This is a genomic window from Streptomyces sp. NPDC037242 (assembly GCF_055604165.1).
The window spans coordinates 1-13,028 of sequence record NZ_JBVJUY010000050.1 but is presented as its reverse complement, the minus strand read 5'-3'; the positions used below and the strand labels follow the sequence as shown (position 1 = coordinate 13,028).

General features: G+C 70.4%; 5 protein-coding genes, 1 tRNA gene and 1 rRNA gene. 2 read left to right on the top strand and 5 right to left on the bottom strand.

The annotated features are described in order from the left end of the window. Positions 1–98: 98 nt before the first annotated feature. The 3 genes from ACZ7GJ_RS36445 to ACZ7GJ_RS36435 all read right to left on the bottom strand — a co-directional run bounded on the left by ACZ7GJ_RS36445 (position 99) and on the right by ACZ7GJ_RS36435 (position 9,507). Entirely contained in the window at positions 99–2,891 is a 2,793-nt protein-coding gene (locus tag ACZ7GJ_RS36445; protein ID WP_470758052.1) for an FtsK/SpoIIIE family DNA translocase, read from the bottom strand. A gap of 178 nt (positions 2,892–3,069) precedes the next feature. Further along, entirely contained in the window at positions 3,070–3,750 is a 681-nt protein-coding gene (locus ACZ7GJ_RS36440) for a response regulator (RefSeq protein WP_365919797.1), read from the bottom strand. 246 nt (positions 3,751–3,996) lie between these two features. Further along, positions 3,997–9,507: a HAMP domain-containing protein gene (locus ACZ7GJ_RS36435; RefSeq protein WP_470758049.1), complete on the bottom strand. Its 5,511-nt coding sequence runs from the start codon at positions 9,505–9,507 to the stop codon at positions 3,997–3,999. 166 nt (positions 9,508–9,673) lie between these two features. Here ACZ7GJ_RS36435 and ACZ7GJ_RS36430 point away from each other — a divergent pair, with 166 nt between their 5' ends. Both ACZ7GJ_RS36430 and ACZ7GJ_RS36425 read left to right on the top strand, forming a co-directional pair. Then, on the top strand, positions 9,674–12,256 hold the full coding sequence (locus ACZ7GJ_RS36430; RefSeq protein WP_470758047.1) for a SpoIIE family protein phosphatase: 2,583 nt from the start codon (positions 9,674–9,676) through the stop codon (positions 12,254–12,256). 67 nt (positions 12,257–12,323) lie between these two features. Further along, positions 12,324–12,812, top strand: coding sequence for a hypothetical protein (locus tag ACZ7GJ_RS36425; RefSeq protein WP_470758045.1), 489 nt, complete (start codon positions 12,324–12,326; stop codon positions 12,810–12,812). A gap of 42 nt (positions 12,813–12,854) precedes the next feature. Here the strand turns inward: ACZ7GJ_RS36425 and ACZ7GJ_RS36420 are convergent. After that, positions 12,855–12,930: transfer RNA gene (locus ACZ7GJ_RS36420), tRNA-Thr, on the bottom strand. Between the two features lie 5 nt (positions 12,931–12,935). Next, positions 12,936–13,028 (bottom strand): 5S ribosomal RNA (rrf, locus tag ACZ7GJ_RS36415); the annotation flags it as partial.

The following is a 13,028-nucleotide window of genomic DNA, read 5'->3' as shown; positions in this document are numbered from 1 at the left end:
TGTGCGTGGGGGGGGGGGGTGGGGGGTTTTGCTTTTCTGTTTTTTGTCTGACGGATGTCCGCGGCGTCGCGACGCCGCGGACATCCGTCAGACACCCCCTAGCCCGGAGTCTCCCCACGGATGACGGCGAGCACACCGTCCAGCTCGTCGGCCTTGACCATGACGTCGCGCGCCTTCGAACCCTCGCTCGGGCCGACGATCCCCCGCGACTCCATCAGGTCCATGAGCCGCCCGGCCTTGGCGAAGCCCACCCGCAGCTTGCGCTGGAGCATCGAGGTCGAGCCGAACTGCGTCGAGACCACCAGCTCGGCCGCCTGGCACAGCAGGTCCAGGTCGTCGCCGATCTCCTCGTCGATCTCCTTCTTCTGCTTCTGCCCGACCGTGACGTCGTCCCGGAAGACGGGCGCCATCTGGTCCTTGCAGTGCTGCACGATCCCGGCGATCTCGTCCTCGGTGACGAAGGCGCCCTGGAGGCGGACGGGCTTGTTCGCGCCCATCGGCAGGAACAGTCCGTCACCCTTCCCGATGAGCTTCTCGGCGCCCGGCTGGTCGAGGATGACCCGGCTGTCGGCGAGCGAGGAGGTGGCGAAGGCGAGCCGCGAGGGCACGTTCGCCTTGATCAGACCGGTCACCACGTCCACCGAGGGCCGCTGCGTCGCCAGCACGAGGTGGATGCCGGCCGCGCGGGCCAGCTGGGTGATGCGGACGATGGAGTCCTCCACGTCCCGCGGGGCCACCATCATCAGGTCGGCGAGCTCGTCGACGATCACCAGCAGGTACGGGTACGGGCTGAGCTCGCGCTCGCTGCCCGGCGGCAGTTTGATCTTGCCGTCCCGGATCGCCTGGTTGAAGTCGTCGATGTGCCGGTACCCGAAGGCGGCCAGGTCGTCGTAGCGCAGGTCCATCTCGCGCACGACCCACTGGAGGGCCTCGGCGGCCCGCTTCGGATTGGTGATGATCGGCGTGATCAGGTGCGGAATGCCCTCGTACGCCGTCAGCTCGACCCGCTTGGGGTCCACCAGCACCATCCGCACGTCCTCCGGGGTCGCCCGGACCATCACCGAGGTGATCAGGCAGTTGATGCAGGAGGACTTGCCGGAGCCGGTGGCGCCGGCGACCAGCACGTGCGGCATCTTCGCCAGGTTGGCCATCACGTAGCCGCCCTCGACGTCCTTGCCGAGCGCGACGAGCATCGGGTGGTCGTCCTCTGCCGCGTCCGCCAGGCGCAGGACGTCGCCCAGGTTGACCATCTCGCGGTCGGTGTTCGGGATCTCGATGCCGACGGCCGACTTGCCCGGGATCGGGCTGATGATCCGCACGTCCGGGGAGGCGACGGCGTAGGCGATGTTCTTCGCCAGCGCCGTGATCCGCTCGACCTTCACCGCCGGGCCCAGCTCCACCTCGTAGCGGGTGACCGTCGGGCCGCGGGTGAAGCCGGTGACCTTCGCGTCGACCTTGAACTCCGTGAAGACGTTCGTCAGCGAGGCGACGACCGCGTCGTTGGCGGCGCTACGGGTCTTCCCGGGCCCGCCGCGCTCCAGCAGGTCCAGCGAGGGCAGGGCGTACGTGATGTCCCCGCGCAGCTGGAGCTGCTCGGCGCGGGGCGGCAGCGGCTGGGTCTCCGGCGGAGCCTTGGTCAGGTCCGGCACCGACAGCGTCCCGGAGGCCGCGGCGGTGGTGGCGTGCGGCGGCTCGGCGGCGGCCGGCGCGGCGGCGGCGGGGGCTCTGGGGGTCTCTTCGCGGGCGGGCGGCACCGGAGCGGTGATCTCGACGCCGCCGCGCTCGGCGGAGATGCCGTGCGTGAGGTCGGCCACCAGTGGGGAGGGCGGCATTCCGCCGTAGACCACGCCGTCCAGCGCGGCGGCCGCCGCCGCGGCCACGTCGATGGCGTCCATCTCCCGGTCCATGGCCGGCCGGGCCGAGGACCGCCGCGGGCGCCGCCGCCGGGCGAGCGCCTCCTCCTCGGCGGCTTCGGGCTCCCCCGATCCGCCCCCGCTGCCCGCCCCGGCCCCGGAGCCCGTACGGGCCCGCCACTGCTCCGGATCGTGCCGTTCGGCGCCACCGCCCTCGGCGTCGTCCCCGTAGCCCTCGTCGTACTCGTTCGGCGCGATGATCCCGAGCCGGATGCCCAGCCCTCGCAGCCTCTGCGGGACGGCGTTGACCGGGGTCGCGGTGACGACCAGCAGCCCGAAGACGGTGAGCAGCACCAGCATCGGCACCGCCAGCGGCGCGCCCATGGTGAAGATCAGCGGCTTGGAGGCGCCCCAGCCGATGAGCCCGCCCGCGTTCTGCATGGCGGTGGTGCCCTCGTCGCGCCCGGGGGCGCCGCAGGCGATGTGCACGAGGCCCAGGACCCCGATGACGAGCGCGGAGAGCCCGATGCCGATGCGGCCGTTGGCGTCGGCCTGTTCGGGATGGCGGATGAAACGTACCGCCATGACGCCGAGCAGGATCGGCACGAGCAGGTCGAGGCGTCCGAAGGCGCCGGTGACCAGCATGGTGACCAGATCCCCGACCGGACCGTTCAGATTCGACCAGGTCCCGGCGGCGACGATCAGCGCGAGGGCGAGCAGCAGCAGCGCGACCCCGTCCTTGCGGTGGGCGGGATCGAGGTTCTTCGCGCCCCGGCCGACCCCGCGGAACACCATGCCGACCGCGTGCGCGCAGCCGAGCCACAGGGCGCGCACCAGCCGCAGCACGCCGCTGGTCGGGGACGGCGCGGGCTTGGGCGCGACCTTCTTGACGGGGGCGCGCTTGGCGGCCGCGGCCTTCTTCGCGGGAGGCTTGCGCGCGGCAGCCGCCTTCTTCGCCGGCGCCGGAGTACGGCCGGTGCGGGCCTTCGCGGTGCCCGCGGTGCTCTGGGAACCCTTACCGGACGTACTTGAGGCCATGGGCCAGAGGTTACCGGTGTCCACGCCGGTGGACACGCGTGCCCACCCCTTCACCCGTTCGTGTCGCCCCGCCCGCCCGCGGTTTGACGGATGCTGACGCACCGCCAGAACTGACGTGCCCCCAGCCGGAGCCGGGGGCACGCCTGGAGAAGTACGGAAGGGATCGGGAGGACACTCCCTAGCCCTGGGCGGGCAGCACCGGTGCGGCGCCCCCGGTCCCGGGCTCCAGGGCGTCGAGTGCCCGCCGCAGTCCGGTCAGTTTGCGCTCCAGATGGGCCGCGGTCGCCACGACGGCCCCGTCGGCCGAGTCCTCGCCGAGCTGCTTGGTCAGCGCCTCGGCCTGCTCCTCGACGGCCGCGAGTCGCGCGGAGAGCTCGGCCAGCAGTCCGGCCGTCTCCTTGCTTCCGTCGCCGTTGGAGCCGCCGCCCTCCAGCTGGAGCCGCAGCAGCGCCGCCTGCTCCCGCAGCTGGCAGTTCTTCGTGTACAGCTCGACGAAGACCGAGACCTTGGCCCGCAGCACCCACGGGTCGAAGGGCTTGGAGATGTAGTCGACCGCGCCCGCCGCGTAACCGCGGAAGGTGTGGTGCGGACCGTGGTTGATCGCGGTGAGGAAGATGATCGGGATGTCCCGGGTGCGTTCCCGCCGCTTGATGTGCGCGGCCGTCTCGAACCCGTCCATCCCCGGCATCTGCACATCCAGCAGGATGACCGCGAAATCGTCCGTCAGCAGCGCTTTGAGCGCTTCCTCCCCCGACGACGCCCGGACCAGTGTCTGATCGAGCGCGGAGAGGATGGCCTCCAGCGCCAGCAGATTCTCCGGCCGGTCGTCGACCAGGAGGATCTTGGCCTTCTGCACCATGCCCTGTCCTCCTCGCCCCGGCATGGGGCCTCCCCGGCTCCTGGCACCGGCGTGTACGCCGGGCCCCGCCCCAGAGGACGGCATCCTTGCGCCGTCCGCCCTTGTGCCGGTCATCGTAGCCCCAGTCCCGAGATCGCCACACCCTGTCACCAAGATGTCACTGTGCACGAAGCAGAAACGTGGTGGGAGAGCAGAAGGTTCCCTGTGTGGCCCCTCAACCATCCCCACGTGCCGCCGGATCCGTCATCACTTACCCCGCATATGCCCTTCCATGACCGACAGTAGGTAGTCCGGATCGACCGGCTTGGTGACGTAGTCCGAGGCGCCGGACTCGATCGCCTTCTCCCGGTCCCCCTTCATCGCCTTCGCCGTCAGCGCGATGATCGGAAGCCCCTCGAACTGCGGCATCCTCCGGATCGCCGAGGTCGTCGCGTAGCCGTCCATCTCCGGCATCATGATGTCCATCAGCACGACCGCCACGTCGTCGTGCTGCTCCAGCACCTCGATGCCCTCCCGCCCGTTCTCCGCGTAGAGAACGGCCAGCCCGTGCTGCTCCAGCACGCTGGTGAGCGCGAAGACGTTGCGCACGTCGTCGTCCACGATCAGTACCCGCTCGCCGTGGAAGTCGTACGTCCGCGGTACGACCGGGAGTACGTCCTCCAGCGCCCAGGCCTCCGCCTCCGGCTGCCCGGGCACCTCCACCCGCGGCACCGGCTCGCTCAGCGCCTTGCGCCGCCGCCGGAACAGCGCCGACGGCCCCTGCTCCGCACTCCGCGACAGCGCCACCGGCTGGGAGTCGGCGACCGGCACGGCAGCCGGGCCCTGCTCGGCCGCGGCCGGGGCCGAAGGCAGCACGGGCCGCGCCTCCTCGACGTGCCTGCGGTACAGCTCCCCGCGCCCGCCGCCCGGCGTGGGCGGCGCGTACCCCTGCGGGGGCAGCTCGCTCGGGTGCAGCGGCAAGTACAGCGTGAAGGTCGACCCGCGGCCCGGCTCGCTCGCCGCGTGGATCTCCCCGCCCAGCAGCCGGGCGATCTCCCGGCTGATCGACAGCCCGAGGCCCGTGCCGCCGTACTTGCGGCTGGTGGTGCCGTCGGCCTGCTTGAACGCCTCGAAGATCACCAGCATCTTGCTCGCCGCGATCCCGATGCCGGTGTCCGTCACCGAGAAGGCGATCAGGTCCGCGTCCGCCTCGCGCAGCGAGCCGGCCTCCAGCAGCTGTTCGCGGATCGCCTGCGGCACATCGGCCCCGGCGGGCCGGATCACCAGCTCCACCGCCCCGCCGTCGGTGAACTTCACCGCGTTCGACAGCAGGTTGCGCAGCACCTGCAACAGCCGCTGCTCGTCCGTGTGCAGGGTCGCCGGCAGCTCCGGGGAGACCCGTACCGAGAAGTCCAGGCCCTTCTCCGCCGTCAGCGGCCGGAAGGTGGCCTCCACGTAGTCGACGAGCTGCACCAGCGCGATCCGCGTCGGCGAGACGTCCATCTTCCCGGCCTCGACCTTCGACAGGTCGAGGATGTCGTTGATCAGCTGGAGCAGGTCGGAACCCGCGCCGTGGATGGTCTCGGCGAACTCCACCTGCTTCGGCGAGAGGTTCCCGTCCGCGTTGTCCGCGAGCAGCTTGGCCAGGATCAGCAGCGAGTTGAGCGGCGTGCGCAGCTCGTGCGACATGTTCGCCAGGAACTCGCTCTTGTAGCGCATCGAGACCGCGAGCTGCTCGGCACGCTCCTCCAGGACCTGCCGGGCCTCCTCGATCTCGGTGTTCTTCACCTCGATGTCCCGGTTCTGCTGGGCCAGCAGCTCGGCCTTCTCCTCCAGCTCCGCGTTGGCGGCCTGGAGCGCCTTCTGCCGGTTCTCCAGCTCGTCGGAGCGCTCGCGCAGCTCCTCGGTCATCTCTTGCGACTGCTTGAGCAGCATCTCCGTCTTGGAGTTGACGGAGATGGTGTTGACGCTCGTACCGATCATCTCGGCGATCTGGCTGAGGAAGTCCTTCTGGATCTGCGTGAACGGCTGGAAGGAAGCCAGCTCGATGACGCCGAGCACCTTCCCCTCGAACAGCACCGGCAGCACGATCACATGCGCCGGCGGCGCCTCCCCGAGCCCCGAGGAGATCCTGAGGTAACCGGGCGGGGTGTTCTCGACGAGGATCGTCCGCTTCTCCTCGGCGACCGTCCCGATCAGCCCCTCCCCCGGCCGGAAGGAGATGGGCATCTGGCCTCCGGCGTACGCGTAGCTCCCGCGCATCCGCAGCTCGTACGCGCCGTCCGCGCCCCCCTCCGTCCCGATCTCGGTGGTCCCGCCGGCCGGCAGCGCCAGGAAGAACGCGCCGTGCTGCGCCGAGACCACCGGGGTGAGCTCGCTCATGATCAGCGAGGCCACGTCGTCGAGCTCTCGGCGGCCCTGCATCAGGGCCGAGATGCGGGCGAGGTTGCCCTTGAGCCAGTCCTGCTCCTTGTTGGCCAGGGTCGTGTCGCGCAGGTTGGCGATCATCGTGTTGATGTTGTCCTGGAGGACCTGGATCTCGCCCGCGGCGTCCACGTCGATCTTGAGGTTCAGATCGCCGCGGGTCACGGCCGTCGCGACGGCCGCGATGGCGCGCACCTGCCGGGTGAGGTTCCCGGCCATCTCGTTCACGGACTCCGTCAGGTCCCGCCAGGTGCCGTCGACGTCACGCACCCGGGCCTGACCGCCCAGGATCCCCTCCGTACCCACCTCGCGGGCCACGCGGGTCACCTGGTCGGCGAAGGAGGACAGCTGGTCGACCATCGTGTTGATGGTCGTCTTGAGCTCCAGGATCTCCCCGCGCGCATCGATGTCGATCTTCTTGGTCATGTCGCCCTTGGCGATGGCGGTCGTGACCATGGCGATCTGCCGCACCTGGCCGGTGAGGTTGGAGGCCATGAAGTTCACCGAGTCGGTGAGGTCCTTCCACGTCCCGGAAACCCCCGGCACGTGCGCCTGGCCGCCCAGGCGGCCCTCCGTACCCACCTCGCGGGCCACGCGCGTGACCTCGTCGGCGAAGGACGACAGCGTCTTCACCATCGTGTTGACGGTGTCCGCGAGCTGCGCGACCTCGCCCCGCGCCTCGACGGTGACCTTCTTCGTCAGGTCGCCGTTGGCGACGGCCGCCGAGACCTGCGAGATGTTGCGCACCTGGGAGGTCAGGTTGTTGGCCATCAGATTGACGTTGTCGGTCAGGTCCTTCCAGATGCCCGTGACCCCGCGCACCCGGGCCTGACCGCCCAGGATCCCCTCGGAGCCCACCTCGCGGGCCACCCGCGTCACCTGCTCCGCGAAGGAGGACAGCTGGTCCACCATCGTGTTGACCGTGGTGACCAGTTCGAGGATCTCGCCCTTGGCGTCGACCGTGATCTTCTTGGAGAGGTCGCCCATCGCGACCGCCGTCGTCACCTCGGCGATGTTGCGCACCTGCGAAGTCAGGTTGTTCGCCATGAAGTTGACGGACTGGGTGAGGTCCTTCCAGGTGCCCGAGACACCCTTCACCTCCGCCTGGCCGCCGAGGATGCCCTCGGTACCCACCTCGCGCGCCACCCGGGTGACCTGCTCCGCGAAGTTCGAGAGCTGGTCGACCATGGTGTTGAGGGTGTTCTTCAGCTCCAGGATCTCGCCCCGGGCGTCCACGTCGATCTTCTGCGACAGGTCACCGCGCGCCACCGCCGTCGCGACCTGCGCGATGTTGCGCACCTGCGAGGTCAGGTTCCCGGCCATGCCGTTCACCGAGTCCGTCAGGTCGCGCCACACCCCGGCCACCCCGGGCACCTGCGCCTGGCCGCCGAGGCGGCCCTCCGTACCCACGTCCCGGGCCACCCGGGTCACCTGCTCCGCGAAGGCGGAGAGCTGGTCCACCATCGTGTTGATGGTGTTCTTCAGCTCCAGGATCTCGCCGCGCGCGTCCACGTCGATCTTCTGCGACAGGTCACCGCGCGCGACCGCCGTGGTCACCTGCGCGATCTGCCGTACCTGCGAGGTCAGGTTGCCGGCCATGAAGTTGACGGAGTCGGTGAGCTCCTTCCAGGTGCCCGAGACCCCCTCGACCCGCGCCTGACCGCCGAGCCGGCCCTCCGTACCCACGTCCCGGGCCATCCGCGTGACCTGGTCGGCGAAGGACGACAGCTGGTCCACCATCGTGTTCACGGTGTTCTTCAGCTGGAGCATCTCGCCCGAGACGTCCACGGTGACCTTCTGCGACAGATCGCCGTTGGCGACCGCCGTCGTCACCTGCGCGATGTTGCGCACCTGCCCGGTGAGGTTGCGGAAGGCGGTGTTCACCGAGTCGGTGAGGTCCTTCCACGTACCAGCGGCCCCCGGCACCTGCGCCTGGCCGCCCAGTTCACCCTCGACGCCGACCTCACGGGCCACTCGCGTCACTTCCGCACCGAAGGACTGGAGCTGGTCCACCATCGTGTTGACGGTGTTCTTCAGCTCCAGCATCTCGCCGGCCACATTGACGGTGACCTTCTGCGACAGGTCGCCGTTGGCCACGGCGGTCGTCACCGTCGCGATGTCCCGCACCTGCGTGGTCAGGTTGCGGAAGACCGTGTTCACCGAATCGGTGAGGTCCTTCCACGTGCCCGCAGCCCCCGGCACCTGCGCCTGGCCGCCGAGCGTTCCCTTGGCCCCGACCTCGCTGGCCACGCGCGTGACCTCGTCCGCGAAGGTCCGCAGCGTCTCCGTCATCTGATTGATCGTTTCGGCCAGCTGTGCGACCTCGCCGCGCGCGCTCACCCTGACCTTCTGCGACAGGTCACCGTTCGCAACGGCCGTCGTGACCTGTGCGATCCCGCGCACCTGCGCCGTCAGGTTGCCCGCCATCGTGTTGACGGAGTCGGTGAGGTCCTTCCACACACCGGCGACCCCGGGCACCTTCGCCTGGCCGCCCAGCTCGCCCTCCGTACCCACCTCGCGGGCGACGCGGGTCACCTCGGAGGAGAACGAGGACAGCTGGTCCACCATCGTGTTGACGGTGTTCTTCAGCTGGAGCATCTCGCCGGCCACGTGCACCGTGACCTTGCGCGACAGATCGCCCTTCGCCACCGCCGTCGTGACGAGAGCGATGTCACGCACCTGAGCGGTGAGCCGGTACGCCATCGTGTTGACGGAGTCGGTCAGATCCTTCCAAGAACCCGACATTCCGCGCACCTGTGCCTGGCCGCCGAGCTTGCCCTCGGTACCCACCTCCAGCGCCACGCGCGTCACCTCGTCGGTGAACGCCGACAGCTGGTCGACCAGGTTGTTGACCGTCCGCCCGACCTTCAGGAACTCCCCGCGCAGCGGATGCCCTGCCCCGTCCGCCGTCTGCGTCCGCAGGTCCATCCGCTGGTCCAGGTCGCCCTCGGCCACCGCCGACAGCACCCGGCCCACCTCGGACACCGGCCGGGCCAGATCGTCCACGAGCTGGTTCGAGGCATCGATCGCGGCCGCCCAGGAGCCCTCACAGGCACCCGTTTCCAGCCGTTCGCTCAGCTTGCCCTCGCGCCCCACCATCCGCCGGACCCGGGACAGTTCCCCGGTCAGGTGGAGATTGCGGTCGGCGACCTCGTTGTAGACGGCGGCGATCTCCGCCATCACGCCCTCGCCGGACACCGTCAGCCGCTTGCGGAAGTTCCCGTCCCGCATCGACACCAGCGCCGTGAGCAGCCGGTTCAGAGCGGCCGCGTCGACTTCCGTCGTGCCGCTCCGCCGGGACCGGCCGCCCTTCGGGCGCGTTCCCGTACGCCGCACCGCTGCGCCAGACTCCACCGTGTCCCTCCCGAAAGGGTCGACCACTGTTCCACCGGACATCGAGTGTTCCTGCCCAGCTCTTCAAGCCTGCCCAGTGTTTCACCCTGGCCGAACCCGGCCATAACACTTCGGCACCATCGCACACCGGCCGCACCCTGCGGGTGGAATCCCCGACGACGGCACCATGCCGACCGCGAAGGTAAGTAACCTGACACCCGATGTCCAACCGCGTCGAAGGAGACTCGTGATCACGGCACGGGCGGCTGCCAGTTTCGATCCCCTAGGGCGCTCCGTCGCCGCTGCCCGCGCGTTCGTCCGCGACACGCTCCAGGGCTGGGGCTTCGCGGACATCGTCGACGACGCCGTGGTCCTCACCAGCGAGCTGGTCACCAACGCCGTGGTCCACGCCGGCACCCGCGCGGAGGTCCTGTGCCTGCGCTCCGGCGACGGGGTCCGCGTCGAGGTCGCCGACCGCTACCCCGAGCGCGAGCTCCCCCTCCAGCACCCCGGCGAGCGCCCGTACGCCGATCCCGACCGCGAGAACGGCCGCGGGCTGATGCTCTGCGCGGCCCTCGCCACCCGCTGGGGCGTCGAGTACACCGCCACCCACAAACACGTGTGGTTCCGGCTCGACCTCCCGGACCGTCCGGTCGGTACCCGCTCCGCCGGCCCCGTCGTCCCCGACCAGCTGCTGCCGCTCGCCGACAGCCGGGTACGCGTCGCCGTCCTGCAGATCGACGCCACCGACAGCGTCAGCGCCTGGAACGAGGACGCCGAGATCATCTTCGGCCACCCCGCAGCCAAGGCCGTCGGCCGCCCCCTCGCCGAGCTCGCCGCCTGGCCCCAGACCCCCGGCACCGGCACGGGCGTCGCCGAAGCCCTGCGCCTGTCCCGCTGGGAGGGCAGCTACGGCATCCGCGGCGCCGACGGCCGGGTCATCCCCGTTTACGCGTCACACCTCCGGGTACGCGATGCCCACGGGGAACCCTCCACCGTCTGCCTCCTCGTCCATGACGACGAGCGAGCCCTGCTCCAGACCCCCGTACGAGTGCCGGCCACCGACGGCCAGCACACCGAGCCGCGCGCCGTCGACCCCTTCGAGATCTTCATCGGCTCCCCCGCCCCCGACGACCTCGACGGCCTCCTCCAGCGCACCGTCGAACGCGCCCGGGACCTCCTCGACGCCGACGCCGCCTTCCTGCTCCTCGCCACCGACGACGAGACGGAGCTGGAGGTCCGCGCCACCACCGGCCTGCCCTCCACCCGCCAGCGCTTCGCCCGCGTCCCCGTCGAGGCCGGCACCAACCGCTACGGCTCCGCCCGCATGCCCGCCGTCCACGACGACCTCGCCGCCGTCCCCGGAGCCGTCCCGCTCCTGGAGGCCACCGGCATGCGCTCCGTGGTCACCGTCCCCCTCAAGGTCGAAGGCCGCCTGACCGGCTCCCTCGGCGTCGCCGCCGAAGTCCCCGGCCGCTACTCCAACGACGAGGCCCTGCGCCTCCAGTTCGCTGCCGACCGCATCGCCCTCGCCGTCGAGTCCGCCCGTCTCGGCGAGCTGGAACGACTGCGCCGCGGCTCCCTCTCCTTCCTCGTCGAGGCCTCCGACCTGCTCGCGGGCACCCTCGACCGGGACCAGACCCTGGCCCTCATGGCCCAGATGACCGTCCCGACCTTGGCCACCTGGTGCGCCGTCTACACGATCGCCGACCAGTCCTCCGACCCGTACCTCTCCTACGTCCTGCACGAGGACGAGGAACGCATCGACGGCCTGAAGGCCCTGCTCTCCCGTGTCAGTCCGCCCGAACCGGTCCGCGAGGCCGGGGCCCGCCCCTGGCCGGAGACGGCCCTCGCGGTCGGCGGCGAGACGGTGGTCCTCCCCCTCCTCGCCCGCAACCGCGTGATCGGCATGCTCACCCTCGGCAAGCCCAGCGAGGAGCACTTCCGCCAGGAGATCCTCGAACTGGCCGAGGACCTCTCCCGCCGGGCGGCCCTCGCCCTGGACAACGCCCGCCTCTACTCCGAGCGCACCGCCATCAGCCGCTCGCTCCAGCGCAGCCTGCTGCCGCCCGGCTCCCCCGCCATCCCCGGCATGGAGGTCGAGGTCATCTACCGCGCCGCCGGCGAGGGCAACGAGGTGGGCGGCGACTTCTACGACGTCTTCCCGATCCGCGACGGCGCGTACGGCTTCGCCATCGGGGACGTCTGCGGTACGGGCCCCGAGGCGGCCGCCGTCACGGGCCTCGCCCGGCACGCCCTGCGCCTCCTGGCCCGTGAGGGCCTGGGTGGCCCGGCGGTACTGGAGAGGCTCAACGCCGCGATCCTCGACGAGGGTGCCCGCAGCCGCTTCCTCACGCTCCTGTACGGCGAGCTCCACCCCCAGCCCGACGGCGGCGCCCTGATGAAGGTCGTCTGCGCCGGCCACCCGCTCCCGCTGCGCCTGCGCCCGAACGGCGAGGTCACCGCGGCGGCGGACCCGCAGCCCCTGCTGGGCGTGCTCGACGACCTGGACCTCTACGAGCAGACCCTCACCCTCGAACCGGGCGACGTCCTGCTGTGCGTCACGGACGGCGTCACCGAACGCCGCGAGGGCACCCGCATGCTCGGCGACGACGGCCTCACCGAGGTCCTCACCACCTGTACGGGCCTCACCGCGGGCGCCGTGGCCTCCCGCGTCCTGCGAGCGGTGGAGCGCTTCGCCGCGGAACCGGCTTCGGACGACATGGCGATCCTCGCCTTCCGCGTACCGGAGCAGCGCACGGGCGACTGACCTCTGAGCCGCTCCCGCGAGGGCCGCCCCCTGTTGTTCCGGCTGATCGTGTGGTCGACTCCGGCGCGTGAATATCCTTCTTGCTGTTCTCACCAGCGCGGTCGCCGTCGGCGGCACGCTGATCGGCTCCTGGAGCACATATCTGTTCCAGCGGCGCACTGCCGAACGGGCCGAGGCGGTGAACCGGGAGGAACGGCTCCGGCAGGAGCGGCTGGCAGCCTTCAGCACGTACGCCGCAGCCGTCACCGAACTCAAACGCGGGCTGATCACTCTGTGGTTCCGCCGTCGGCGGGCCCTGCGGGACCAGGACACGCGTGAGGAGCTCCAGGCCGCCCAACTGGACAGCGACCGCCTCGGAGCAGCCTCCGAAACCGCCGCCTTCCGTCTGCGCCTCATCACTGACGACCCCGGCCTACGCCCGCTGATGGCCGCGATATCGGCCCACCTCGGGGCCATCTCCCATGCCGCTGACCGCCAGGCGGTCATAGCGATCGAGGCCCGGTTCGAGGAGGCGGTCACCGCCTTCATCGACGCGGCGGCGGCACGGGTCCAATAGAAACAAAAAAAGGCCCCCGCCTGATGGCGGGGGCCTTTTTGATGGAGCCCTTTAACGGAATCGAACCGTTGACCTTCTCCTTACCATGGAGACGCTCTACCGACTGAGCTAAAAGGGCGGGTTGTTCGGCGGCGTCCTACTCTCCCACAGGGTCCCCCCTGCAGTACCATCGGCGCTGAAAGGCTTAGCTTCCGGGTTCGGAATGTAAACCGGGCG

Bases quoted from the DNA above. Each gene is read 5' to 3' on its own strand.
- ACZ7GJ_RS36445 (WP_470758052.1), bottom strand. From the start codon at position 2,891: ATGGCCTCAAGTACGTCCGGTAAGGGTTCCCAGAGCACCGCGGGCACC.
- ACZ7GJ_RS36440 (WP_365919797.1), bottom strand. From the start codon at position 3,750: ATGGTGCAGAAGGCCAAGATCCTCCTGGTCGACGACCGGCCGGAGAAT.
- ACZ7GJ_RS36430 (WP_470758047.1), top strand. From the start codon at position 9,674: ATGCCGACCGCGAAGGTAAGTAACCTGACACCCGATGTCCAACCGCGT.